The sequence below is a fragment of the Entomohabitans teleogrylli genome (genome assembly GCF_001484765.1).
GTDB classification, from domain to species: Bacteria; Pseudomonadota; Gammaproteobacteria; order Enterobacterales; family Enterobacteriaceae; genus Entomohabitans; species Entomohabitans teleogrylli.
The window spans coordinates 158,368-181,908 of record NZ_KQ947377.1 but is presented as its reverse complement, the minus strand read 5'-3'; the positions used below and the strand labels follow the sequence as shown (position 1 = coordinate 181,908).

22 protein-coding genes and 2 pseudogenes are annotated in these 23,541 nt (G+C 57.9%); 13 read left to right on the top strand and 11 right to left on the bottom strand.

The genetic code is table 11. From position 1 onward, the window contains the following. Positions 1 to 37: 37 nt before the first annotated feature. The 3 genes from AQ981_RS04065 to AQ981_RS04055 form a co-directional block, all read right to left on the bottom strand. Complete coding sequence (locus AQ981_RS04065) at positions 38 to 1,363, bottom strand: MFS transporter (RefSeq protein WP_058910485.1); 1,326 nt, start codon at positions 1,361 to 1,363, stop codon at positions 38 to 40. A gap of 272 nt (positions 1,364 to 1,635) precedes the next feature. Beyond that, a complete protein-coding gene (yhjD, locus tag AQ981_RS04060) occupies positions 1,636 to 2,646 on the bottom strand; it encodes an inner membrane protein YhjD (RefSeq protein WP_058910484.1) in 1,011 nt (336 codons plus the stop codon). A 103-nt stretch (positions 2,647 to 2,749) separates the two neighbouring features. After that, positions 2,750 to 3,655, bottom strand: a complete 906-nt coding sequence (locus tag AQ981_RS04055) for a LysR family transcriptional regulator (RefSeq protein ID WP_058910483.1) — start codon at positions 3,653 to 3,655, stop codon at positions 2,750 to 2,752. Positions 3,656 to 3,773: 118 nt separating this feature from the next. Between AQ981_RS04055 and AQ981_RS04050 the strand changes: the two genes are divergently transcribed. Continuing rightward, positions 3,774 to 4,529, top strand: a complete 756-nt coding sequence (locus AQ981_RS04050; RefSeq protein ID WP_058910482.1) for an SDR family NAD(P)-dependent oxidoreductase — start codon at positions 3,774 to 3,776, stop codon at positions 4,527 to 4,529. A gap of 102 nt (positions 4,530 to 4,631) precedes the next feature. Here the strand turns inward: AQ981_RS04050 and AQ981_RS04045 are convergent, their stop codons facing one another. Both AQ981_RS04045 and AQ981_RS25690 read right to left on the bottom strand, forming a co-directional pair. Then, the gene (locus tag AQ981_RS04045) at positions 4,632 to 4,961 is read right to left on the bottom strand and encodes a DHCW motif cupin fold protein (protein WP_058910481.1); all 330 of its coding nucleotides are present in this window, start codon (positions 4,959 to 4,961) and stop codon (positions 4,632 to 4,634) included. Between the two features lie 53 nt (positions 4,962 to 5,014). Beyond that, on the bottom strand, positions 5,015 to 5,179 hold the full coding sequence (locus AQ981_RS25690) for a YjiS-like domain-containing protein (RefSeq protein WP_071608799.1): 165 nt from the start codon (positions 5,177 to 5,179) through the stop codon (positions 5,015 to 5,017). A 176-nt stretch (positions 5,180 to 5,355) separates the two neighbouring features. On the opposite strand from AQ981_RS25690, the gene AQ981_RS04040 reads away from it, so the two are divergent. Together AQ981_RS04040 and AQ981_RS27990 are read left to right on the top strand one after the other, a co-directional pair. Then, positions 5,356 to 6,816, top strand: a complete 1,461-nt coding sequence (locus AQ981_RS04040) for an aminotransferase-like domain-containing protein (RefSeq protein WP_058910480.1) — start codon at positions 5,356 to 5,358, stop codon at positions 6,814 to 6,816. A gap of 35 nt (positions 6,817 to 6,851) precedes the next feature. Beyond that, positions 6,852 to 6,998 (top strand): annotated as a pseudogene (locus AQ981_RS27990) (zinc-binding dehydrogenase); the annotation flags it as partial. A gap of 9 nt (positions 6,999 to 7,007) precedes the next feature. Here the strand turns inward: AQ981_RS27990 and AQ981_RS04035 are convergent. Both AQ981_RS04035 and AQ981_RS04030 read right to left on the bottom strand, forming a co-directional pair. Continuing rightward, positions 7,008 to 7,559 (bottom strand): annotated as a pseudogene (locus AQ981_RS04035) (DUF3156 family protein); the annotation flags it as partial. Then, positions 7,537 to 9,033 carry an APC family permease gene (locus AQ981_RS04030; RefSeq protein WP_058910479.1) on the bottom strand — a complete coding sequence of 499 codons (1,497 nt, stop codon included), beginning with the start codon at positions 9,031 to 9,033 and terminating at the stop codon, positions 7,537 to 7,539. The gene AQ981_RS04030 and the pseudogene AQ981_RS04035, both read right to left, overlap by 23 nt. Positions 9,034 to 9,391: 358 nt before the next feature. On the opposite strand from AQ981_RS04030, the gene AQ981_RS04025 reads away from it, so the two are divergent. Beyond that, positions 9,392 to 10,327 (top strand): Rpn family recombination-promoting nuclease/putative transposase, encoded by a 936-nt coding sequence (locus tag AQ981_RS04025; protein ID WP_058910758.1) that lies wholly within the window; start codon positions 9,392 to 9,394, stop codon positions 10,325 to 10,327. A gap of 57 nt (positions 10,328 to 10,384) precedes the next feature. On the opposite strand, the gene AQ981_RS04020 is transcribed toward AQ981_RS04025, so the two are convergent. The 4 genes from AQ981_RS04020 to hpaR form a co-directional block, all read right to left on the bottom strand. Further along, positions 10,385 to 10,753, bottom strand: a complete 369-nt coding sequence (locus tag AQ981_RS04020) for a cupin domain-containing protein (protein ID WP_058910478.1) — start codon at positions 10,751 to 10,753, stop codon at positions 10,385 to 10,387. 14 nt (positions 10,754 to 10,767) lie between these two features. Further along, positions 10,768 to 12,069, bottom strand: coding sequence for an NAD(P)/FAD-dependent oxidoreductase (locus tag AQ981_RS04015; protein WP_058910477.1), 1,302 nt, complete (start codon positions 12,067 to 12,069; stop codon positions 10,768 to 10,770). Between the two features lie 126 nt (positions 12,070 to 12,195). Next, complete coding sequence (locus AQ981_RS04010) at positions 12,196 to 12,864, bottom strand: helix-turn-helix transcriptional regulator (RefSeq protein ID WP_058910476.1); 669 nt, start codon at positions 12,862 to 12,864, stop codon at positions 12,196 to 12,198. A gap of 398 nt (positions 12,865 to 13,262) precedes the next feature. After that, positions 13,263 to 13,724, bottom strand: a complete 462-nt coding sequence (gene hpaR, locus AQ981_RS04005; RefSeq protein WP_058910757.1) for a homoprotocatechuate degradation operon regulator HpaR — start codon at positions 13,722 to 13,724, stop codon at positions 13,263 to 13,265. A gap of 335 nt (positions 13,725 to 14,059) precedes the next feature. Between hpaR and AQ981_RS04000 the strand changes: the two genes are divergently transcribed. The 9 genes from AQ981_RS04000 to hpaA all read left to right on the top strand — a co-directional run bounded on the left by AQ981_RS04000 (position 14,060) and on the right by hpaA (position 23,537). Then, positions 14,060 to 15,343, top strand: coding sequence for a fumarylacetoacetate hydrolase family protein (locus tag AQ981_RS04000; protein ID WP_058910475.1), 1,284 nt, complete (start codon positions 14,060 to 14,062; stop codon positions 15,341 to 15,343). Beyond that, positions 15,340 to 16,794: a 5-carboxymethyl-2-hydroxymuconate semialdehyde dehydrogenase gene (gene hpaE, locus AQ981_RS03995; RefSeq protein ID WP_058910474.1), complete on the top strand. Its 1,455-nt coding sequence runs from the start codon at positions 15,340 to 15,342 to the stop codon at positions 16,792 to 16,794. The genes AQ981_RS04000 and hpaE overlap by 4 nt, the downstream gene beginning before the upstream one ends. A gap of 10 nt (positions 16,795 to 16,804) precedes the next feature. Then, positions 16,805 to 17,656: a 3,4-dihydroxyphenylacetate 2,3-dioxygenase gene (gene hpaD, locus AQ981_RS03990; RefSeq protein ID WP_058910473.1), complete on the top strand. Its 852-nt coding sequence runs from the start codon at positions 16,805 to 16,807 to the stop codon at positions 17,654 to 17,656. Between the two features lie 122 nt (positions 17,657 to 17,778). Beyond that, positions 17,779 to 18,159 (top strand): 5-carboxymethyl-2-hydroxymuconate Delta-isomerase, encoded by a 381-nt coding sequence (locus AQ981_RS03985; RefSeq protein ID WP_058910472.1) that lies wholly within the window; start codon positions 17,779 to 17,781, stop codon positions 18,157 to 18,159. 10 nt (positions 18,160 to 18,169) lie between these two features. After that, positions 18,170 to 19,645, top strand: coding sequence for an NAD-dependent succinate-semialdehyde dehydrogenase (locus AQ981_RS03980; protein WP_249226261.1), 1,476 nt, complete (start codon positions 18,170 to 18,172; stop codon positions 19,643 to 19,645). Beyond that, a complete protein-coding gene (hpaH, locus tag AQ981_RS03975; protein ID WP_058910470.1) occupies positions 19,639 to 20,442 on the top strand; it encodes a 2-oxo-hept-4-ene-1,7-dioate hydratase in 804 nt (267 codons plus the stop codon). Before AQ981_RS03980 ends, hpaH begins: the two co-directional genes overlap by 7 nt. Positions 20,443 to 20,451: 9 nt before the next feature. After that, positions 20,452 to 21,252 carry a 4-hydroxy-2-oxoheptanedioate aldolase gene (gene hpaI, locus AQ981_RS03970; RefSeq protein WP_058910469.1) on the top strand — a complete coding sequence of 267 codons (801 nt, stop codon included), beginning with the start codon at positions 20,452 to 20,454 and terminating at the stop codon, positions 21,250 to 21,252. Between the two features lie 22 nt (positions 21,253 to 21,274). Continuing rightward, complete coding sequence (gene hpaX, locus AQ981_RS03965; RefSeq protein ID WP_058910468.1) at positions 21,275 to 22,636, top strand: 4-hydroxyphenylacetate permease; 1,362 nt, start codon at positions 21,275 to 21,277, stop codon at positions 22,634 to 22,636. A gap of 10 nt (positions 22,637 to 22,646) precedes the next feature. Continuing rightward, entirely contained in the window at positions 22,647 to 23,537 is an 891-nt protein-coding gene (gene hpaA / locus AQ981_RS03960) for a 4-hydroxyphenylacetate catabolism regulatory protein HpaA (protein WP_121500610.1), read from the top strand. The last annotated feature ends 4 nt before the right edge of the window (positions 23,538 to 23,541 follow it).

The following is a 23,541-nucleotide window of genomic DNA, read 5'->3' as shown; positions in this document are numbered from 1 at the left end:
GGGCGCCGTTCTGGCGCCCGTGGAGGGCAAAGAGAACTTACAGCGACTGGTGGCGGGTTTCCCGGGTACAGAATACGGCAATCAGGGTAATTGCCGCCATCGTGGCGAGATAGACGCCGACCCAGAACAGCCCGTAGTTGGCCTGTAACCAGGTAGCGATATACGGCGCCACCGACGCGCCGAGAATCGATGCCACGTTATAAGAGAACGAGGCGCCGGTGTAACGCACTTCCGTCGGGAACAACTCGGGCAGCAGCGCGCCCATAGGGCCGAAGGTCAGCCCCATCAGACTCAGACCAATCAGCAGATAGGCCATCACCAGCCCCTGGTTGCCGGAACCGAGCAGCGGCGGGAAGATAAACAGCGCGAACACCAGGATCAGGCTGGTGATCACCAGCATGCACTTGCGCCGGCCATAGATATCCGCCAGATAGCCGGACACCGGTACCATCACCCCAAAGCCGATCACCGCCATCATCAGCATCCACAGGACGCTATTGCGCGAAAAGCCCAACCCGTGCGGTACGGCGGCGGTACTGAAGGTCATTGAGTAGACCGTCATAATGTAAAACAGCGTGTAGGTGGCCAGCATGATGAATGTGCCGAGCACCGTCGCCCGGAGATGTTTGGTCAGCAGCGTGCCCAGAGGGATTTTTACCTGCTTGCCTGCCTGAGCGATGCGCGCGAAAACCGGCGTTTCGTGCAATGAAACCCGCACGTACAGGCCGATAATCACCAGCGCCGCGGAGAGGATAAACGGCACGCGCCAGCCCCAGGTCATGAATTGCTCTTCGCTGAGCAGCCATGAGAGCAGCAGAAAGGTGCCATTGGCGAAGAAGAAGCCGATGGGGGCGCCCAGTTGCGGGAATGAACCGTACAGCGCGCGCTTATGGGCCGGCGCGTTTTCCGTCGCCAGCAGCGCCGCGCCGCCCCATTCGCCGCCCAGCCCGAGACCCTGGCCAAAACGCGCCAGCGCCAGCAGCAGCGGTGCGAAAATACCGATGGTTTCATAGCCGGGCAGCAGACCGATTAATACCGTTGAGACCCCCATGGTTAACAGCGAAGCCACCAGCGTCACTTTGCGGCCTACCCGGTCCCCGAAATGGCCAAACAGCGCCGAGCCGATAGGACGCGCCACAAAGGCGATAGCAAAGGTCGCCAGCGACTGTAGCGTGGCGGCCGTGGGGTCGCCCTGGGGAAAGAAGATATGCGGGAAGACAATCACCGCGGCAGTGGCATAGATATAAAAATCAAAAAACTCAATGGCGGTGCCAATGAGCGAGGCGATGACCACTTTGCCCCGGGAGTTGACGGGGGGCTGTATGGCGTCGGTATCGAGAGTTGTAGCTACGGATGCTTGCATAGTTTTTTCTTATTGGAATAACGGACCAGCGGCCATATTACGCACAGCAAAAGTGTGATTTCAACGACGTTTATGTGGGTGCGTTGTACAAAAAAACGCCATAAAGGGAATAATTTTCACTCTCAGAAAAAAGCATCTATAAAAAACTTTACATAAATTTATTTATGGAACAAAACACCAGATTTTGGTTAAACAAAAGTTACCAGCTGGATTTATGTGCTGATTCTTCGGTAGCGAACCGGCAAAAACCCTGCCGGCTCGCGTAGTTAGCCTCAGTTGTGGCTTTTCCCCGGCATCTGCGGGTCGTCTTTATAGCGGGCGGTGGCGATCCAGGCGGCGCAGAATAGCGTCAGGCGGGCGAAGAAATAGAAAAAGGCCATCAGCCCGAGCACCGAGCCAAATGCGGCGCCGGACGGCGAGCTGATGAGTTTCGGCAGGGTATAGGTCATGATGATTTTAATTACCTCAAAACCCACCGCCGCCAGCAGCGTGCCGCGAATCAGCGCTTTACGGCGCGGGCGGTGGCGCGGCAGACGCCAGAAGATCCAGAAAAACAGCAGGTAGTTGGCGAAAATCGAGATCGCCAGGCCGATCAGCCGCCACGCTGGTTTCAGCCAGCTAATGGCATCCAGATGCAGCAAATTGATAATGGTCTGCTGGGCGGAGCCCGCCACCGAGGTGATGAACAGGGTGACGATCAGCGCCACCAGCAGACCGACCAGGGAGATCAGATCACGCAGATACTTAACCCAAATCTTTTCTTTATCCTGCGGCGTACGCTCCCAGATATCGCGGGACTGGGCGCGCACCGCTTCGCGCAGGTTGCCCATCCAGTTAATGCCTGAGTAGAGCGCAATCAGCAAACCTACCAGTCCGACAGTGGTGCGCTGCTGTATCGCGGTGCTGATGGTATTCTTCAACGTGGCGGCCAGCGTCGGGTCGCTGACGTTATCGAGAATTTTGTTAAAGATGTCCTGCAGTAGCGTCGGATGGGAGGCGAGAATAAAACCGCCGGCGGCGAAGGCCACCATCAGCATCGGGATCATGGAAAGAAATGAAAAATAGGTGATGGCGGCGCCAAACTGGTTACCCATTCGATCATTAAAGCGCTCAGCGGCGCGCATCAGGTGAGCGATGATTGGGTTGCGCTCAAGGCGGCCAACGGTTTTGTTGACGCTGTCGATGGTGTTATTCACCGTCTCATTATTGGTTTTCAGCTTTACCACCGGCGCCGTCTGGCTTTCGGTGTCTGCGGGGTGGCGGCGGTTATCCGGCGTGGTCATGCAATACAGTTCCTTCCTGGTTGAGCCTGGATGTTAATAAAATTATACACGTTATCTTCCCGGCTGCGGCTTTCCCGGCGGCGAGTGTCGCAACAGGCGTCGATTAACGTTCATCGACATAGCCTTTCATGATGCCGGTCAGCCACTCCATAAATACCCGCACCCGGCGCGACAGGTTACGGCGATGCGGGTACAGCAGCGATACCGGCATCGCCGCCGGGCGATAGCCAGGCAGTATCTCCACCAGGGTTCCCTGACGTAGCGCATCGCGTACCCCGACGCGCGGCACCTGGATAATCCCCAGCCCCGCCAGGCAGGCGGCCTGATAGGTTTCGGTACTGTTCACCGTGAGAATACCGCCGGTTTTGACCCACAGGATTTGGTCGTGCTGCCAGACTTCGAACCCCTGCGGGCGACTGCCGAAGCTGGGGGCGTAGCGCACCACCGCATGCGACGCCAGATCGTCGAGGGTTTGCGGATAACCGAAGCGCGCCAGGTAATCCGGACTGGCGCAGTTGACCATCGTCAGTTCGCCCAGTGGACGCGCCACCAGCCCGGAATCTTTCAGCGCCCCGACCCGTACCACACAGTCGAAGCCCTCCTGAATCACGTCCACCAGTCGGTCGCTGCTGCTCAGTTCCAGCTCAATACCGGGATACTGTTGCAGGAAAGCCGGCAGATGCGGCATGACCAGATTGCGCGCCATTCCCACCGGCATATCCACCCGCAGGCGCCCGCTGATAGAGGCCGGATCGTGCTGGAACAGGTTATCCAGTTCGTCGACATTGGCCAGCACATCGCGGCAGCGTTCGTAATAGACCATACCGTCCTGGGTGAGCCGCACCTGGCGGGTGGTGCGCTGCAATAATCGGGTGCCGAGCGCGCTTTCCAGCGCCTGAATCTGGCGTGATACGCTACCTTTAGGAAGGTTGAGGGTCTCCGCTGCCCGGGTGAAGCTGCCCAGCTCCGCGACCCGGACGAATAGTTGCATTGCGTGAATTTTATCCATCACCGCGCCTTATTGTTGTCATCAATGAAACAGTTATGCGCATTTAGCCTTATTTATTGTTCTTTTATCAGCTAATAGGCTGGTTCTCAATCACCAGCCACCTGAAAAGAGGTCAACCATGAGTCAACGTATCGCATTAATCACCGGAGGAAGCCGTGGTTTGGGGAAAAACGCCGCCCTGAAGCTGGCGGAGAAAGGAATCGATATTATTTTGACATACCATAGCCAGCAGTCGGAGGCGCTGCGGGTGGCCGATGAAATTGAGCAAAAAGGGGCGAAAGCGGCGACAATTCAGCTTAATGTCGCCGATACTGACGCTTTTCCGGCATTTGTCGCTGAGGTTCGCGAACGACTGGGCCTCTGGCAGCAAGAAGGATTCGACTATTTACTGAACAATGCCGGCGTCGGAGATAACACTCCGTATGGCGAATTCAGCGAAGCGCAGTTTGACAGGCTACTCAACATTCATTTCAAAGGACCGTTCTTCCTGACTCAACACTTGCTACCGCTCCTTAATGACGGTGGGCGCATTCTCAATGTCTCTTCCGGATTGACCCGTTTTGCCCAGCCGGGCTATTCCGCTTACGCCGCCATGAAAGGCGCCATGGAAGTGTTGACTCACTATCAGGCAAAGGAGCTGGGCGCGCGTGGCATTGCCGTCAATATCATTGCCCCCGGGGCGATTGAAACTGATTTTGGCGGTGGGGCGGTGCGTGATAATCAGCAACTGAATCAATTGCTGGCTTCACAAACGGCGCTGGGCCGGGTGGGGTTGCCGGATGATATCGGCAATGCTATCGCCGCGTTGTTTAGCGATGAACTGGGATGGATGACGGCCCAGCGGGTGGAAGTTTCCGGCGGGATGTTCCTGTAATCGCGTCGCAATGGAAATGCAGTACGGCGGATCTGTTGGCCACGCGGAGCGGGAATCGATCCGCGTGGCTGGCAGAGCATTGCCTTTCCGCTTGTTATACGGCTAATCGACAATAAACAGCGTTGCGCCCGCGCCGGTGGAGGAACGGTGCGGTTCGGCATCGTCAGCGACCTGGTAGCTCATGCCCGGCGTCAGGATAAAGATGCGCCCGTCCGCCAGTTCCGTGCGCAGCTCACCGGCCAGGCACAGCAGAATATGCCCTTTCCGGCACCAGTGGTCGGCCAGATAACCAGGCGTATATTCCACCATGCGTATCCGGATGTCATTGACATGTTGGGTGCGCCAGTATGCCTTTCCGGTAATGCCCGGATGTTCGGTGGCCGGTAGCTGTGCCCAGTGAGTGGTGGCAAAGGGAATATCATTAAGCGTCATAAGACTGTCCCGCCTGTGGGTATTTAATGAATGTAGGGTGGCTAAGGCCATCGTTAGCCAATGTCTTCGCGGCGTACTCCCAGTTCCCGCAGTTGCGCGTCGTTCATGCGTTGTAACTGATGGCGAGCTTTACGTCGCAGATACCCTTTCTTTAATGCCCGCCAGATCAACACAAAACCGATAAATGGCCGCCGCGGCCGGTTTTCATAAAATTCCATCGCATTGCTCCTTGTCGGAAAAGAGCTCCATGATGGCGTGAAAGGCGCAGGGCAATACAGATTCAGGATTTACTTTTATTTAACATACAGATTCGGTAAAACGTGATCTGAATGGTCATTTCGCTGTTCATCTGTACTGGTTTGCTTGTCTGTATGATCAAAGAAAAGGATACACCATGACGCGTTACCAACATCTGGCGAACATTCTTGCCCAGCGTATCGAACAGGGGCTGTACCGTAGCGGCGAAAAGCTCCCGTCGGTGCGCAATTTGAGCCAGGAGCATGGCGTCAGTATCAGTACCGTGCAGCAGGCTTACCAACAGCTGGAAATGCTGCAGCTTATTGTTCCGCAGCCGCGCTCCGGATATTTTGTCGCGCCGCGTAAGGCGCAGCCGCCGGTGCCGTCGATGTCGCGCCCGGTGCAGCGTCCGGTGGAGGTCACGCAGTGGGATCAGGTGTTGGCGCTGCTCTACGGGCGCGGCGAAAAAGGATTGATTACGCTCGGCAGCGGCTCCCCGGATGTGAGTCAGGCGAGTCTGAAGCCCCTGTGGCGAGAAATGAACCGGGTTATTCAGCATAATGTTATCGACGTGCTGAACTACGATGAGCTGTATGGTCGGCGCGAACTGCGGGAACAGATCTCCCGCCTGATGCTTGATAGCGGCACCCGGGTGGGGCCGGATGATATTGTCATCACCAACGGCTGCCACGGCGCCCTTTCCGCCGCGCTCCTGTCGGTGTGCAAGCCGGGCGATATCGTTGCCGTCGAATCTCCCTCTTTCCACGGCACAATGCAGATGCTGCGCGGTTTTGGCATTAAAGCCATTGAGATCCCCACCGACGCCAGCACCGGCATCAGCGTTGAGGCACTGGAGCTGGCGCTGGAGCAGTGGCCGATTAAAGGCGTTATCCTGGTGCCTGATTGCAATAATCCGCTGGGATTTATCATGCCGGAGGCCCGCAAGAAAGCGCTGCTCAGCCTGGCGCGGCGCCATGACATTGTGATCTTTGAAGATGACATCTACGGCGAACTGGCGACGGATTACCCGCGCCCGCGAACTATTCAATCGTTTGATATCGACGGCCGGGTGCTGTTGTGCAGCTCCTTTACCAAAACGATAGCGCCCGGGCTGCGGGTGGGGTGGATTGTTCCGGGGCGTTATCTGGATCGAGTACTGCATATGAAGTATGTCGTCACTGGCACCACGGTGCCCTCCACTCAGATGGCGGTCGCCGCATTTATTCGCGATGGGCACTACCATCGCCATGTGCGGCGTATGCGCCAGATCTACCGACGTAATATGGAAACCATGACCTGCTGGGTTCGTCAGTATTTCCCGTGCGGCATCTGTGTGACTCGTCCGCAGGGTGGTTTTATGCTCTGGGTGGAGCTACCGGAAAACGTGGACATGATAGCCGCCAGTCAGCAATTGCGGGAAATGAAGATTCAGGTCGCTCCGGGCTCGTTGTTTTCCGCTGCCGGGAAATACCGCAATTGCCTGCGGCTGAATTGCGCGCTGGTACTGGGGGAGCCTGTGCGGGCGGCGGTAAAACAGATTGGCGAAGTGCTGAATGGCATGCTGGATCAGGCGCCGCCGCTTTCTACGGGGAGCGGTGTGGGGGGCGCAGATGAATAAAAATATGCCGCAGTCGATAGCGATTTTTGTCCAGGCGCGCCGTGGCGTTTATTTCGTCAGGGCTGGCGTCTGGTCAACTGAAGCCGGTGATAGATAAAACATTCCTTTTTGAACAGATGGCGCAGGCGCACCGCGATATGGAAACTAACGGCCAGACCGGAAAAATTGTGGTTACGCTGTGACGGCGTCGGGGATACTTCACCCTCAAACCGTATCAGCGCCTCGTTAATCATCTGCATCACGCTCAACAGCAGCATCCGCTGGTGGCGTTCGAGACGCAGATAGCGGCGCAGAGGCGGCAGGCGACAAAATACCTCGCTGGCCGCCCACGGTTCAATGACGCAGCGCCAGCGGCCATTGGCTATCTGAAAAGTGAAACGGCGGTAATCCAGTTCACTAAGTGTCTGGCGCAGCGCCGGAAAGCGGTTGAAGTGTCTGGCCAGTGGGGCTGTATTTCCGCTCCGCGCGGCGGTGAAGATGACCGGCTGGCGCTTCAGCCACCCCGGTTGCCGCGCCGTGAGCTGTCCACGGAATGGCATGGCGAGAGCGCCTTCAATCGCGAATTCACAGCTCTGAATACTGGCCATGAACAGCCGCTTTTGTCGTTCGGTCACCGACACGGTAAGCGCCGGGGAGAGGCGCAGCATGAGGCCTCCTGGTGCCAGAGATTCCAGCGGCCAACCGCGCAGATCGCGCCGGACGGCGGCGAGCAGCGACGAGTTACAGCAGTGTGCGCAGGGCATCCGGGGCCGGCTCCTCTTCTCGCTGCTGGCTGTAGTTATTCATGGCTCGCTCCACCACGGCTTCGACCCGCAGCGGGCGGAACGGGTTCACGCGCTGTATCGCCAGGGTCCAGAACAGGGCATAAGCAGCCGTCAGCCCCAGCATGATACCGAAGGGGATCAGGATGGCGCTTTTCTCCATTCCTGGCGGCGTGATGTTCATAATGGCGACCACGATGCCGACGCTGGAGATAATCTGCGGCAGCGGGAACAGGGGAGAACGATACGGACGCGGCAGGTCCGGCCGGCGCAAGCGCAGCGCTACCACCGAAGCGGTCACCAGCAGATAGGCCACGCCCCAGGCGCACACCGCCGCGAGGATCAGCGGCACAATACGGTCCACGTCGCCCTGCAGTAGCCAGGCGTGCAGGCAGGGAATGGCGACGCCAATGCCAATGGCGACCACCGGAGTTTTAAAGCGCGGATGTAGCCAGGTAAGAAAGCGCGGCAGCGCACCGTCCAGCGCCATGCCGTAAATGATGCGCGGTACGGCGGCCATCAGGGTATTGATGGTGGCACAGCCCGCCAGCAGTAGCCCGAGCCCCAGCCAGTATTTACCGAACTGGCCCATTACCCGATCGGCGAAAGCCGGGATGGCCGCGGGGGTATCCAGCAAATGAATCCCTGTCGCCGCGTCCACGACCACATTGTCTACCTGGCGGTTGATGGCCGCGCCGTAAACAAACATACACGCCGCCACACCGCACAGGCCCAGCGCCATCGCGCGCGGGATCGTACGATGGGCTTTTTTGATTTCCGGCGCCATCGGCGTGACCAGTTCGCAGCCGACAAACATGAACATTGCCATGCCGATATAGCCCACCAGTCCGGAGATATCGCTGAGATTCAATGTACTGCCGAAGAGGCCAGGCAGATGCGTGGCCGGGGCCATCAGAATGCCGCACAGGCCAAAAATCGCCAGCGTGGACCACATCCCGAAGGTTAATACCACTTCCACCTTGCCGAATACCTCAATGCCGATGGCGTTGAGCAGACCAAAGATCACCACCATGGCGACGCCGACCATCCAGGTATTGTGATCCCCGAGATGGGTTGTGACGGACTCGAAGTTAACCAGCGCCATCACGCCGGCAAGGATGGTCTCCGCGGTACCGGCGAACACATGAACAATCAAATAGGCGCACAGGGCGCCGACAATGGCGAAAAAACGCCCCATCCCGCAGGAAATATAGTCGTACACCGAACCGGTCGTCGGAATCATCGTCGCGGCTTCGGCAAAGGTGGTGACCTGGGCCTGCATCATGATAAACGCCAGCAATACCGCCAGGGCGAAAGTATCACCGCCCATGCCAAAACCGCTGGTGACGGTAAGGATGACCGGACTGGCCATGATCAGGCCGACAGAGCTGGCCAGGGTGGTGGGGAAGCCTACGATACCGCGATCCAGGTGCGCGGCGAGCCTGTTTCTGAACATCGTCAACCTTTGTTGGTCCTGGGGGAAGAAATAACGCAACGGTTATTCCGGCGATGAACTATTAAAAACCGTGCCCCGGGCAGCGGATATCGTCCTGATGGATGATAAGTCTTATTCGATAATTAATTTTTATATTGATATCTCAGCAGGTTAACCCTGGCTTTCGGGTGGGCGATTTTTCCACGGAACGTGATCTATCGCCCATTTGTGGCGGTGGATTGCGCCTGTTCGCGTTGCAGTTGCGAGGGATTTTCCACGATTAAGATCGCGTTCCGGCGCGGGGCGCAAAAAGCGCGGCGGCAAACGTTGAGCATGGTAAGTTGGGCGCCGGAAAGGATATTTTTACGGAGCATGGATGATGAAAAAAACGCGTTCTCCGGCGCCCCATGACGGTCTGTTTAAAACGTTTTTAACCCACCCGGCGACTGCCCGGGATTTTCTGGAGATTCACCTGCCCCCGGCGCTACAGAACTATTGCGATCTGGATACGCTACAACTGGAGTCCGGTAGTTTTATTGAGGAGAACCTGCACAATTACTTTGCCGATGTACTCTGGTCTGTGCGTACCTGCGGCGGTGATGGTTATGTGTACTGCCTGATCGAGCATCAAAGCAGCCATGATAAATATATGGCTTTCCGCATGATGCGCTACGCTATTGCCGCGATGCAGCGTCACCTGGAAGCCGGGCACAACGAACTGCCGCTGGTGATCCCACTGCTGTTTTGTCACGGTCGCGCCAGCCCGTGGCCCGCCCCGCTGAGCTGGACGGCGCTGTTTCACGAACCTGATATTGCCCGCCAGCTATATAGTGGCACTTTTCCGATTATTGATGTCGGCACGCTGGAGGACGGCGAGATTATGCGCCACCGCCGTCTGGCGATGCTGGAATTGCTGCTGAAACACGTCTATCAGCGCGATATAGCCGGGCTGACTGAACAACTGGTCACCTTACTGCTCGCCGGATACACTACCAGCGAGCAGTTGACAACGTTGCTTAACTGGATGCTACATACCGGCAATACCGCTGAACCGGGCGTCTTTTTAAACCATCTGGCTCAGCGGATACCGCAACATAAGGAGGTGTTTATGACGATGGCGCAGAAACTGGAACAAAAAGGGTTACAGAGAGGGCTGCAGGAAGGACTGATTCAGGGACGCGAAGAAGGCGAGCATGCCGCGGCCGTGAAAATCGCCGGCAACATGCTCAAATGCGGTATCGACAGCGCCACCGTAATGCAATTGACAGGGCTGTCTGAGGATGAAGTGAAACAGCTTCATCGCTTTCCCTGTTGACCGGGCGCCGGGCATCCGGCCCGTTCCTGTCAGGCTGCTGGCTAACCTGCGCGCGTATTACTTGTGTTCAACGTTAGCCAGATAATGCTTCACAAACCGTTCGCTGACTACTTTCCACTGGACCTCGGTTCCCTGTTCGACAAACCAGCTATCGCCGGGCTGAAAACGCTGAGTTTTACCACTGCCTGCTACGGTTAATTCGACTTCCCCTTCCAGCACTGTGGCATGTTCGGTGAAGGGATAGATCATGGTGAAACCGCCGCGGGTGGCGGAGAACAGCCCGCAGGTAAAGGCGTCCTGCGGGGCGCCGTAAATCATTGCCGCGGCGACCTGCGGGTCGCCATCGGTGGGGGTCGCGCCGAGCAGGCTGACTCTGCCGATAGGCTGTAGTTCAGGGATCGGTTGGTGCAGTTTGAATGCTTTCATTGAAGTCTCCACAATTAACTGCGGCCTTTCCAGTAGCCGCTGGTTTGATGCATCAGTTTCCCGGCGGTAGCCAGCAGCAGGCGCAGGCTATCGCGACTGGGAATGGAAGCATGGGGTATGTTGCTCATTAGCGTATAGCGGTCCGAGCCGCCGTTAATTCCTTCGGCAAGGATTTTGCAGACAATATGCGACGGGGTGACGCCGAAGCCGGAGTAGCCCTGGACATAAAAGACGTTATTGCGATCCCGCAGGGTACCGATCTGTGGGAACAGATTGGCGCTACAGGCCATTGGGCCGCCCCAGGCGAAATCGATCTTCACCTCTTTCAGATACGGGAATACCTCAAGCATCAGCGAGCGGTTCCAGGCGGCGAAATCGCGCGGCGTATATTCCACAAAGCGGGTGGCGCTGCCGAACAGCAGGCGGTTTTCCCGGGTCAGACGGTAGTAGTTAATTACCGGGCGAATATCGCTGAATGCGCCGCGTAGCGGGCTGATGCGTTCCACCAGCGCATCAGACAGCGGTTCGGTGGCGACCTGCCAGGAATAGGTCACCAGGGTTTTGTTGTGGATTTCCGGTTCCATGTTGTCGAGAAAGCTGTCGCAGGCCCACAATAACTTGTCTGCCTTTACGGTGCCCATGGCGGTGCGTACCGCGACGCGTTTGCCGTATTCCACTCCCACCACTGGCGAGTATTCGAAAATCTTTACCCCCAGTGAGGCCGCGGCCTGAGCGGAACCCAACAGCATATTCAGTGAATGGATCTGCCCGCCGCCCATATGTTTCAGGGCCGCGCAGTAAACATCGGAACCGATCACCTGATGTACATCGCTACCGGTATACAGGGCGATGTCCTCTTCCGGCGTCGCCGTACGAAACTCTTGCTGCCACTGGCGCAGGGTTTTCTCCTGGCGCCGGTTATAGGCCAGATAACAGTAGCCGGGAATGAAATCGGCATCGATACGGTACTTTTTAATGCGATCGCGAATGATCCCGGCGCCAAGGTTGGCGATCCGAAACAGCGTATCCATGCCTTCCTTGCCGACATGTTTTTTCACCGCGTTAAGGTCGTGGCCGATACCGGCCATCACCTGGCCGCCGTTACGTCCGGTTCCGCCATAGCCGAGGTGACGGGCCTCCAGCACCACCACATTCGTGATGCCCTGTTCCGCCAGCTCCAGCGCGGTATTAATACCGGAAAAACCGCCGCCGATAATCACCACATCCGCCTCCAGGTCTTCCCTGAGGGACGGATAGTGCAGATGGTATTTTTTTGTCGCGCCGTAGTAATTGAGCGCATCGATTCTGGTATTCATACGCTAACCCTGTCTGTCTGACTGCAGGGTTTTATCTCAGCACGTGCCGGGCGCCGCAGGCTATCGTCCGGAAGAATGACATCCTTTTGGACGATAGCGATGTTTCATAGCCCGTGGCGCTATTGGCTAGCCAGCCTGGCGCTCATACCAGGCGGTACTGACATTGCGCAGCAGTTCGGTGCGGTTGCTGGCGTGGGTTTTACTGAAGATGTTGCGCAGGTGCGTTTTCACCGTCGACAGTGAAATATCCAACTGGCTGGCGATCCGCTTGTTACAGGCCCCCTCGCGGATCATCTCCACAATCTCTTGTTCCTTCGGCGTCAGATGGTGCGGCGTCTCGCAGGGCAACACTTCCCCGGTCGCCACTTCCACCAGTGGCAGCACGGCGCGCAGGCGCATCTTTTCCCGGGCGTTAAACGGTCTGTCGCGCATGAGCGACAGCGCGGCGACAATGCGCTTATGGCGGCGAACGAAAATTTCAATCATGTCCGCCATGTGATTTGGGCGCATGAACTGGCGGTAGTAGGCGGTTTCCTGCACGGCATTATCCAGGCAGGCAAAGGAGGCCAACTGGTGGTTGAAGTGGCGCGGATGCAGCGGATCGAGAGCCAGAAAATGGTGTAAATACAGCTGGTGTGTCATCTTGTCGATACCGGAAAGGATATGCTGGCGTGGGGTTAGCTCATCGTCCACCAGGTACCATGCGCCGATGGCGCCGGGAATCAGACGGGTAATGTTTTCCAGACAGCTAAAGATGAACGCGCCGGGTGGGATGGGCGCTGTACAGGTGTTCATGCAGGATCCTCCTCACCGTGATTTCCGGGGGCGCAGTGGCTGGCGAGGTTATCGTATTTACCATCGCCTGAATTTAACACAATACAAACATTTCAATAACGTGAGCGCGCTTTACCTTTTGCGCCTGACCCTCTGTACGGACCGCCTCATAGAGCAGCGTTTGCGTTATATCACATTTAGCAGCTGGTTTTTTAAAATCAGGTTATAGTTTTAACCAACTGAAAAATATCGTGTTCAATAGGTTTCTGGTACTTTTCATCCACCTTATGGACGATAGTGTACCTCGCCAGCGTGAGTTATATCTGACGTAAAATATTTGTTAATATTTAGTGCGCGGCGGGACAATGGCGGGATGCGGGCGACAGAGGTTTATTTCGGGCATAACCGCACGTGACGCATTAACCCGTCATATCGCGTGGCATGGTTGCCTGCGTGTCGCTGTCTTCCGTGGCGCACTGGCTGTTAAATGTCTCCAGCAGCGCTTTCAGTTGTTTCATGTTCTGTATCCCAAACCGCTGCTCAATTTGCAAATAGCCTTCTTCCACTTCATGACACGCCTGCTGATACAGCTCCACCCCTTTTGGCGTCAGGGAGGCGAACAGTTTGCGCTGATCGTTGAGCGGCTTAAGCCGGAATACCAGCCCATCGCGCTCCAGGCGGGTGAGAATGCCGGTCAGGCTGGGGCGCAGGATACACGCCTCGCGGGCCAGGGCATGAAAGTCCAGCGAGCGGTGTGCCGCCAGGATACGAATAATGCGCCACTGCTGCTCGGTCAAATTGTGGCGGTTCAGTATCGGCCGGAACCAGGCCATCGCCGTTTCACGCGCCTGCAACAGGGCGATAGTCAGGGATTCGTGCATAACGGTTTTACTCACCTCATAACGTTGTCAGCCGGATTCCCTGCAAGTATATCCCAATGCGTGAAGATAAGAATAACAGCGGATTGAATGGTGAATATGTTAATAAGTTAATAAATTGAGCTTAATCACAAAATTAAAAACAAAAATTTAACAATAAATTATCTTTATAGTCTTTAAATCTATGATAATCAGATTGTTGTCACTATTTTTTGTGACGTGAGTCGTAAAACATCTGCATAAAATTAGATTGATATTTGCCCTTTTATCGGGTTATTAATAATTCATTAATATGTTAATGAAATGACGCTGGCATCGGGTCGGCGTAAGGGAGAGCGATGAAAAGGTCCGTATTTGCCGTTGCGTTAAACCATGTATCCCAGATCGCTGTCTGGGATGACGCCTTCCATCAGGCGCCCTATCAAACGCCGCCGAAAACCCCGGTCTGGTTTATCAAACCGCGTAACACTCACCGGGCGCATGGTGATGTCATTGGACTGCCTCAGGGGCTGACGACCTTCAACGGCGCTACGCTGGCCGTCGTGTTGAGCAAAACTGCCCGTAAGGTGATGCCGGAAAACGCCGCGGATTATATTGCCGGCTATGCGCTGGCTAATGAACTGAGTCTGGCGGAAGAGAGCTTTTACCGCCCGGCGATTCAGGCTAAGTGCCGCGATGGTTTTTGCCCGATCGGCGATATTGCCGCGCTGGCGGATGCCGACGCGCTGGAAATCATCACCGAAATTAACGGCGTGGAGCAGCAGCGCTGGTCGACGGCGGATTTACAGCGCAATGCCGCGCAACTGATCGTCGCGCTGAGCGATTTCGCCACCCTGCAGGCCGGTGATGTGATCCTGTTGGGGACGCCGCAGGAGCGTATCGCGGTCAATGTCGGCGATACGGTGACTATCAGGGCCGCGGGTCTGCCCTCTCTGACCAACCGCTTCAGCGGCGATGCGGCTCTGGTGGAGCAGCCGCAGGGCTATCCGACGCTGTTTGCGCTTGGCCTGAACTACGCCGACCATGCCACTGAACTGGATTTTAAAGCCCCGGAACAGCCTCTGGTTTTTATCAAAGCCCCGAATACCCTGACCGGTAATGATGCCGTCACGGTGCGTCCGGACAACATTGAATATATGCACTATGAAGCCGAACTGGTGGTGGTGATCGGCAAAACCGCCCGCGACGTCAGCCGCGAGCAGGCGCTGGATTACGTCGAGGGCTACACGGTGTGCAATGACTATGCGGTGCGTGATTACCTGGAAAACTACTACCGCCCCAATCTGCGGGTGAAAAGCCGCGACACCCTGACCCCGCTGCTGGAAACCATCGTACCGCGCGCCAGGGTACCGGACGTTCAGAATCTGGATCTGAAAACCTTTGTTAATGGCGAATTACGCCAGTCCGGCAACACCCGCGACATGGTGTTTGATGTGGCGTTTCTGGTCTCCTGGCTGAGCCAGTTTATGACGCTGCAACCCGGCGACATGATTGCCACCGGTACGCCAAAGGGGCTGTCCGATGTACAGCCGGGAGACGAAGTGGTAGTGGAGGTAGAAGGCGTTGGCCGCCTGACCAATCGTATTGTCAGCGAACAACAGTTTGAGGAGAGCCTGAAATGAAAAAGATTAACCACTGGATTGACGGCAAAAACGTCGCCAGCAATGACTATTTTACCACCACCAATCCGGCGACCGGCGAAGTGCTGGCGGAAGTGGCCTCCGGCGGCGAAAAAGAGATTAACCTGGCGGTAGAGGCGGCGAAAAACGCCTTCCCGAAATGGGCCAATACGCCAATGAAAGAGCGTGCGCGCCTGATGCGCCGTCTCGGAGAACTGATCGATCAGAATGTGCCGGATATCGCCGAAATGGAGACCGCCGACACCGGACTGCCGATTCATCAGACTAAAAATGTGCTGATTCCCCGCGCCTCCCATAACTTTGAATTCTTTGCCGAAATCTGCCAGCAGATGAATGGTCGCACCTACCCTGTGGACGACAAGATGCTCAACTATACCCTGCTGCAGCCGGTGGGAGTCTGCGCGCTGGTATCGCCGTGGAACGTGCCCTTTATGACTGCGACCTGGAAAACGGCGCCCTGCCTGGCGCTGGGGAATACCGCAGTGCTGAAGATGTCCGAATTGTCGCCCCTGACCGCCGATCGCCTTGGCGAACTGGCGCTGGAGGCCGGGATCCCCGCCGGGGTGCTGAATGTGGTACAGGGCTACGGCGCCAGCGCCGGGGACGCGCTGGTGCGCCATCACGACGTGCGCGCGGTCTCTTTCACCGGCGGTACCGCCACCGGACGCAAAATTGTTCAGAACGCCGGCCTGAAGAAATTCTCCATGGAGCTGGGAGGCAAATCGCCGGTGCTGATTTTTGAAGATGCCGATATTGAGCGGGCGATGGACGCGGCGCTGTTTACGATTTTCTCGCTCAACGGTGAGCGCTGTACCGCCGGATCGCGCATTTTTGTTCAGCAGAGTATCTATCCGCAATTTGTGAAGCGTTTTGCCGAGCGGGCGCAGCGTCTGCGGGTGGGCGATCCCACCGATCCCAATACCCAGGTCGGATCGCTGATAAGCCAGCAGCACTGGGAGAAGGTTTCCGGCTATATCCGCCTCGGTATTGAAGAGGGCGCCACTCTGCTGGCCGGCGGACCGGATAAACCGGAAGGGTTAAGCCACGGTAATTTCCTGCGTCCGACGGTGCTGGCGGATGTCGACAACCGGATGCGCGTGGCGCAGGAAGAGATTTTTGGCCCGGTAGCCTGTCTGCTGCCGTTTAAAGATGAGGAAGAGGGGCTGCGGCTGGCCAACGATGTGGAGTACGGCCTCGCCTCTTATATCTGGACCCAGGATATCAGTAAAGTGATGCGCCTCGCGCGCGGCATCGAGGCCGGGATGGTGTTTGTGAATACCCAGAACGTCCGCGATCTGCGCCAGCCGTTTGGCGGCATCAAAGCATCGGGTACAGGCCGTGAAGGGGGCGAATACAGCTTCGAGGTCTTTGCGGAAGTGAAGAACGTCTGTATCTCGTTTGGCAACCACCCAATCCCTAAGTGGGGAGAATAAGGAGCCTGTTATGGGGAAGTTAGCGTTAGCCGCCAAAATCACCCATGTCCCTTCCATGTACCTGTCGGAGTTACCGGGTAAGCATCACGGCTGCCGTCAGGCGGCCATTGACGGGCATAAAGAAATTAGTCGCCGCTGCCGCGAGCTGGGGGTCGATACCATCGTGGTATTCGATACCCACTGGCTGGTCAACAGCGCCTATCACATTAACTGCAGCAGCCATTTCAAGGGCATCTACACCAGCCACGAACTGCCGCACTTTATCCGCGATATGGAATATGAGTACGACGGCAACCCGGAGCTCGGACGGATGATTGCCGATGAGGCCGCCAGTCATGGCGTACGCGCTAAAGCGCACAACATTGCCAGCCTGAGCCTGGAGTACGGCACTCTGGTGCCGATGCGTTACATGAACAGCGATCGGCGCTTCAAAGTCGTTTCCATCTCGGCGTTCTGCACGGTGCACGATTTTGCCGACAGTCGTCGTATGGGCGAAGCGGTGCGGCGGGCGGTTGAACGCTATGACGGCACCGTGGCGGTACTGGCCAGCGGTTCGCTGTCGCACCGTTTTATCGACGATCAGCGGGCGGAAGAGGGTATGGACGCCTGGACCCGCGAATTCGACGAGCAGATGGATCGCCGGGTGGTGAAGTTGTGGCGCGAGGGGATGTTCAATGAATTCTGCCGCATGCTGCCGGAGTACGCCGACTACTGCTACGGGGAAGGCAATATGCACGACACCGTGATGCTGCTCGGCCTGCTGGGCTGGGACGACTACCGCGGCAATGTGGAGTTTATTACCGATCTGTTCCCCAGTTCCGGCACCGGCCAGGTTAACGCGGTATTCCCGCTGGCCAGTTAAGAATCTGACCCGTCAGAACCCTGATGAGTTGATTCTGTGTCGTCATTAAACCAATAAATGGCGTCCCCAATATCGCAGAAGGCGGGGGTCGCCATGGCTGAACACCCTGGCAGGAGTATGTCATGCCCCATTTTGTCACTGAATGTACCGAAAACATCCGCGAGCAGGCACAACTTCCGGCGCTGTTCGCCCGGGTGAATCAACTGCTGGCGGACAGCGGCCTGTTTCCTCTCGGCGGTATTCGCAGCCGCGCCCACTGGGTGGATACCTGGCAAATGGCGGATGGCAAACATGACTACGCCTTTGTCCATATGACCCTGAAGATCGGCAGCGGGCGTCGTCCCGAAGAGCTTCAGCCGGTGATGGAGCAACTCTTCGCCTGTATTAAGGCGCACTTCGCGGCGCTGATGGCGCAGCGCTATCTGGCCCTGTCGCTGGCGGTGGAGGAGCTGCATCCGGTGCTCAACTTTAAACAGAACAATGTCCACGCCCTGTTTCGCTGAAGGAAGAACGATGAGAAACGAACTGCAGTTGTTGCGCCAGCAGGCGTATATCGGCGGAGAGTGGGTCGATGCCCTGAACGGTAAACAGTTCAATGTCGCCGACCCGGCCAGCGGCGAAGTGATTACCCAGGTCGCCGATGTCGGCGCGGCGGAGACCCGCCAGGCCATTGCCGCGGCGCAACAGGCGCTGGTCGGCTGGCGGCGTATGACGGCCCATGAGCGCGGCGCTGTCCTTAAACGCTGGCATGCGCTGATTATGGTGCACCAGCAGCAACTGGCGGAACTGCTCAGCCTGGAGCAGGGCAAACCCCTGAATGAGGCGCTGGGCGAAATCGCCTACGGCGCCAGTTTTATCGAATGGTTCGCCGAAGAGGGTAAACGTACTTATGGCGAAACCATCCCATCGCCCGGCGCTTCCCGGCGTCTGGTGACCATCAAGCAGCCCATTGGCGTGGTGGCGGCGATTACGCCGTGGAATTTCCCAAACGCCATGATCACCCGTAAGGTCGGCCCGGCGCTGGCGGCGGGGTGTACGGTGGTGCTGAAACCGGCGGCGGAAACTCCGCTTTCCGCGCTGGCGCTGGCGGTGCTGGCGCAGGAGGCGGGTCTGCCGGCCGGCGTGCTGAACATTATCACCGCCTCCGACGCGGTCGCCGTCGGGGCGGAACTGACCGCCAGTCCGGTGGTGCGCAAGCTGTCGTTCACCGGCTCCACGCGCATCGGCAAGCTGCTGATGTCCCAGTGTGCCGCCACGGTGAAAAAATTGTCCCTTGAGCTGGGAGGCAATGCGCCGCTGATCGTTTTTGACGACGCCGACCTCGACAGCGCGGTACAGGGGGCGCTGGCGGCCAAGTTCCGCAACAGCGGCCAGACCTGCGTATGCGCCAACCGTATTCTGGTGCAGGACGGTATCTATGAGGCATTCGCCGAACGTTTCGCGGCGGCGGCGGCGGCGCTGAAAGTCGCCCCGGCCACCGATCGCGATGCTCAGCAGGGACCGCTGATTTCTCCGGCAGCCTGTCGCAAGGTGGAGGAGCATATTGCCGACGCCATGGCGCAGGGAGCGCGTCTGCTGACCGGCGGCGCGGCCCATGCGCTGGGCGGCCAGTTCTGGCAACCCACGGTGCTGGCGGATGTCACCGCGGATATGCGCATCGCCGGGGAAGAGACCTTCGGGCCGGTGGCGCCGCTGTTTCGTTTTCACACCGAGCAAGAAGCCATTGCGCTGGCCAACGCCACTGAATCCGGTCTGGCGGCCTATTTCTGGTCGCAGAACGTACAGCGGGTGTGGCGGGTGGCCGAAGCGCTGGAAAGCGGGATGGTAGGCATTAATGAAGGACTGATATCCAGTGAGGTGGTGCCGTTCGGTGGCATCAAGGAGTCCGGGCTGGGGCGTGAAGGTTCCCGTTACGGTATCGAAGACTATCTGGAAGTGAAGTATCTCTGCTTCGGCGGGATTAATGAGACGGGAGCATCACCATGTTAAGTCGCGAGACGATTGACAGACTGGCGCACGAGCTGCACCAGGCGGAAAAGAACCGCGAGCAGATTCGCCAGTTGTCCCTGCGTCATCCGGAGATGACCATTGAAGACGCCTACGCCATTCAGCGCCAGTGGGTGAAAACCAAAATCGCCGAAGGCCAGGTACTGAAAGGGCACAAGATTGGTCTGACGTCGAAAGCGATGCAGGCCAGCTCGCAGATTAACGAGCCGGACTACGGGGCGCTGCTCGACAGCATGTTTTTTGACGATGGCTGCGATATCCCGACCGACGATTTTATCGTGCCGCGCATCGAGGTGGAGCTGGCCTTCGTACTGGCGAAACCGCTGCGCGGGCCGAACTGTACGCTGTTCGACGTCTATAACGCCACCGACTACGTGATCCCGGCGCTGGAACTGATTGACGCCCGCTGCCACGGCATCGACCCGGAAACCCAGCGCCCGCGCAAAGTGTTCGACACCATTTCCGATAACGCCGCCAATGCCGGGGTGATCCTCGGCGGCCGACCTGTCAAACCGGATGCGCTGGATTTGCGCTGGATCCCGGCGCTGCTGTACCGCAACGGCGTGATTGAAGAAACCGGCGTCGCGGCGGGGGTACTTAACCACCCGGCCAACGGCGTGGCGTGGCTGGCGAATAAACTGGCGCCCCACGATGTGCAACTGGAAGCCGGGCAAATCATCCTTGGCGGATCGTTCACCCGCCCGGTACCGGCCCGCAAAGGGGACACTTTTCAGGTTGATTACGGGGTGATGGGCGCCATCACCTGCCATTTCGTCTGAGGAGGCGACATGTTTACCAACGTATTCAAACAGGCGCTGGCCGCCAGACAGCCGCAGATTGGTCTGTGGCTGGGGCTGGCCAACAGCTACAGCGCGGAACTGCTGGCCGGCGCGGGTTTTAACTGGCTGCTGATCGACGGCGAGCACGCGCCCAACGATGTGCGCTCGGTACTCGGGCAATTACAGGCCATTGCGCCGTACAACAGCCATCCGGTAGTGCGCCCGCCGTGGAACGATCCGGTGATTATCAAACAGCTGCTGGATACCGGCGCTCAGACCCTGCTGGTACCGATGATCCAGAATGCGCAAGATGCGGCGCTGGCGGTGAAGGCCTGCCGCTATCCGCCCCACGGCATACGCGGCGTGGGCAGCGCGCTGGCGCGGGCGTCGCGCTGGAACCGGGTGGCCGACTATCTGCTGCGCGCCGACGAGCAGATATGCGTGCTGGTGCAGATTGAAACCCGCCAGGGCGTGGAAAATCTCGACGCGATTCTGGCGGTGGATGGCGTGGACGGGGTGTTTATCGGCCCGGCGGATCTCAGCGCCGATATGGGCTACACCGGCAACCCGGCGCATCCGGAAGTGCAGGCGGTGATTGAACAATGTATCGCGAAGATTGTCGCCGCCGGCAAAGCGCCGGGCATTCTGATGGCCAACGAGGCGCTGGCGAAGCGTTACCTGGAACTGGGGGCGCTGTTTGTGGCGGTGGGGGTGGATACCACCCTGCTGGCGCGCGGCGCCGAGGCGCTGGCGGCACGCTTTACCTCCCTGCCCACGCCGGCCATTTATAGCGATAAGTCCGTGTACTGACCGCAATACTCTGGAGCGCAACATGACGACGTCTACCCTGCAACATAACCAGAATAACCAGACCGAAATAGAGCATCGCGTCATTAATAAGCTGTTCCGTCGTTTGATTGTTTTTTTATTTATCCTGTTTGTTTTCTCGTTTCTCGATCGTATTAACATCGGCTTTGCCGGGCTGACGATGGGCAAAGACCTCGGTCTGACCTCAACCATGTTCGGCCTGGCGGCGACGCTGTTCTACGTCACGTATGTGCTGTGCGGTATTCCCAGCAATATCATGCTGGCGAAAGTGGGAGCCCGGCGCTGGATCGCTGCCATCATGGTGGTATGGGGTATCGCCTCTACCTGTACCATGTTCGCCACCGACGCCACGACCCTGTACCTGCTGCGTATGCTGGTGGGGATCGCTGAAGCCGGCTTCCTGCCGGGGATTCTGGTCTATCTGACCTGGTGGTTCCCGGCCTATCATCGGGCCAGAGCCAACGCGCTGTTTATGATCGCCATGCCGGTGACCATGATGCTGGGCTCGATCCTCTCCGGTTACATTCTGGAGATGGATGGTCTGTGGAACCTGAAGGGCTGGCAGTGGCTGTTCCTGCTGGAGGGGCTGCCGTCGGTGATCCTCGGGGTCGTCACCTGGTTCTTCCTGAACGATACGCCGGATCAGGCGAACTGGCTGAGCAGCGAAGAGAAGCAGACCCTCAACGAGATGATTGCCCGCGAGCGCACCAGCGCTATCGCGATGGCGCCGACCCGCCGCTCGCTGTGGCGCGAAGTGCTGACGCCAGCCATTTTGCTCTATACCCTGGCGTATTTCTGCCTGACCAACACGCTGAGCGCCATCAATATCTGGACGCCGCAGATCCTGCAAAGCTTTAATACCGGCAGCAGCAACGTGACTATTGGCCTGCTGGCGGCGATTCCCCAGTTCTGCACCATCATTGGCATGGTGTGGTGGAGCCGGCGCTCCGACCGTAAAAAAGAGCGCAAGATGCACACCATTCTGCCGTTCCTGTTTGCCGCCGTCGGCTGGCTACTGGCGTCGGCCACCGACCATAGCGTGATCCAGCTACTGGGGATTATTATGGCGTCAGTCGGCTCTTTCACGGCGATGGCTATCTTCTGGACCACGCCGGACCAGGTGATCAGTATGCAGGCCCGGGCGGTGGCGCTGGCGGTGATTAACGCCATTGGTAATGTCGGGTCGGGGGTCAGCCCACTGTTGATTGGCATTCTGCGCGATACGACCGGCAGCTTTAGTTCCGGGCTGTGGTTCGTGGCCGGCCTGCTGGTGCTCGGCGCGCTGGTACTGCTGCGCATCCCGATGTCGACAAAGGAGGCCTCTGCGCAGGTCGCCGCCGGAATGGCGCCGCAAAATAGTCGGTGAGGAGCGGGCGATGACGATGGAATCCTGGGCGCTGCATACCTTTGAAAACATTGATGTCGGCAAGGAATATGATAAGCGTTACGCCAACGACGATGTCCATTACGAAACCTTCGCCCGGTTGGCGGCCTTTTTTGGGCGCGATATGCGCCCGCACTGGCACGACCGCTATTTTCAGTTGCATTTTCTGGCTACCGGTAAAATCACTCTGCAGCTTGATGAGCACTATTATGCCGTAAAGGCGCCGCTGTTTATTTTGACGCCGCCGTCGGTGCCGCACGCCTTTTTTACCGAACCGGATAGCGACGGTCATGTGCTGACGGTGCGCCAGGAGCTGATCTGGCCGCTGGTGGAAAAGCTGTGGCCGGGGAGCGGGGAGGCGGTGACGCTGCAGGGGATCTGCCTGTCGCTGGAGTCATCGCCGGATACCCTGGCGGCGCTCAACCACTACTGGCCGATGGTGGCTTATGAATTTCGCCACCGCCGGTCCGGGTGGGAAATGCTGCTCAGCGCCATGGCGCAATCGATTTTTACCCTGCTGCTGCGCGAGGCGCCGCCGGATGACCGTTCGGCCTGTAGCGTGCGCGGCGAGATGCGGCAGTTTCAGCGCTTTAATCGCCTGATTGATGAAAACTTTCGCGACCACTTAACGGTGCCGGAGTATGCCGATATGCTGGCGATGAGCGAATCCCGGCTGACCGAACTGTGCCGGCGCTTTGCCAACCAGCCCCCTAAGCGCCTGATTTTTGAGCGCCTCAGCCGAGAGGCGAAGCGCCTGTTGCTCTACAGCTCATGGAGCGTGAATCAGATAGCCTTTGAGCTGGGGTATAAAGACCCGGCCTATTTCGCGCGTTTTTTTCACCGTATGGCCGGCTGCTCGCCAACCCGCTTCCGGGGGCGCTGAGGGA

What these genes read in the sequence shown, in the direction of transcription:
- AQ981_RS04065 (WP_058910485.1), bottom strand. Translation starts at nt 1,363, where the DNA reads ATGCAAGCATCCGTAGCTACAACTCTCGATACCGACGCCATACAGCCC.
- yhjD (WP_058910484.1), bottom strand. Translation starts at nt 2,646, where the DNA reads ATGACCACGCCGGATAACCGCCGCCACCCCGCAGACACCGAAAGCCAG.
- AQ981_RS04055 (WP_058910483.1), bottom strand. Translation starts at nt 3,655, where the DNA reads ATGGATAAAATTCACGCAATGCAACTATTCGTCCGGGTCGCGGAGCTG.
- AQ981_RS04050 (WP_058910482.1), top strand. Translation starts at nt 3,774, where the DNA reads ATGAGTCAACGTATCGCATTAATCACCGGAGGAAGCCGTGGTTTGGGG.
- AQ981_RS04045 (WP_058910481.1), bottom strand. Translation starts at nt 4,961, where the DNA reads ATGACGCTTAATGATATTCCCTTTGCCACCACTCACTGGGCACAGCTA.
- AQ981_RS25690 (WP_071608799.1), bottom strand. Translation starts at nt 5,179, where the DNA reads ATGGAATTTTATGAAAACCGGCCGCGGCGGCCATTTATCGGTTTTGTG.
- AQ981_RS04040 (WP_058910480.1), top strand. Translation starts at nt 5,356, where the DNA reads ATGACGCGTTACCAACATCTGGCGAACATTCTTGCCCAGCGTATCGAA.
- AQ981_RS04030 (WP_058910479.1), bottom strand. Translation starts at nt 9,033, where the DNA reads ATGTTCAGAAACAGGCTCGCCGCGCACCTGGATCGCGGTATCGTAGGC.
- AQ981_RS04025 (WP_058910758.1), top strand. Translation starts at nt 9,392, where the DNA reads ATGAAAAAAACGCGTTCTCCGGCGCCCCATGACGGTCTGTTTAAAACG.
- AQ981_RS04020 (WP_058910478.1), bottom strand. Translation starts at nt 10,753, where the DNA reads ATGAAAGCATTCAAACTGCACCAACCGATCCCTGAACTACAGCCTATC.
- AQ981_RS04015 (WP_058910477.1), bottom strand. Translation starts at nt 12,069, where the DNA reads ATGAATACCAGAATCGATGCGCTCAATTACTACGGCGCGACAAAAAAA.
- AQ981_RS04010 (WP_058910476.1), bottom strand. Translation starts at nt 12,864, where the DNA reads ATGAACACCTGTACAGCGCCCATCCCACCCGGCGCGTTCATCTTTAGC.
- hpaR (WP_058910757.1), bottom strand. Translation starts at nt 13,724, where the DNA reads ATGCACGAATCCCTGACTATCGCCCTGTTGCAGGCGCGTGAAACGGCG.
- AQ981_RS04000 (WP_058910475.1), top strand. Translation starts at nt 14,060, where the DNA reads ATGAAAAGGTCCGTATTTGCCGTTGCGTTAAACCATGTATCCCAGATC.
- hpaE (WP_058910474.1), top strand. Translation starts at nt 15,340, where the DNA reads ATGAAAAAGATTAACCACTGGATTGACGGCAAAAACGTCGCCAGCAAT.
- hpaD (WP_058910473.1), top strand. Translation starts at nt 16,805, where the DNA reads ATGGGGAAGTTAGCGTTAGCCGCCAAAATCACCCATGTCCCTTCCATG.
- AQ981_RS03985 (WP_058910472.1), top strand. Translation starts at nt 17,779, where the DNA reads ATGCCCCATTTTGTCACTGAATGTACCGAAAACATCCGCGAGCAGGCA.
- AQ981_RS03980 (WP_249226261.1), top strand. Translation starts at nt 18,170, where the DNA reads ATGAGAAACGAACTGCAGTTGTTGCGCCAGCAGGCGTATATCGGCGGA.
- hpaH (WP_058910470.1), top strand. Translation starts at nt 19,639, where the DNA reads ATGTTAAGTCGCGAGACGATTGACAGACTGGCGCACGAGCTGCACCAG.
- hpaI (WP_058910469.1), top strand. Translation starts at nt 20,452, where the DNA reads ATGTTTACCAACGTATTCAAACAGGCGCTGGCCGCCAGACAGCCGCAG.
- hpaX (WP_058910468.1), top strand. Translation starts at nt 21,275, where the DNA reads ATGACGACGTCTACCCTGCAACATAACCAGAATAACCAGACCGAAATA.
- hpaA (WP_121500610.1), top strand. Translation starts at nt 22,647, where the DNA reads ATGACGATGGAATCCTGGGCGCTGCATACCTTTGAAAACATTGATGTC.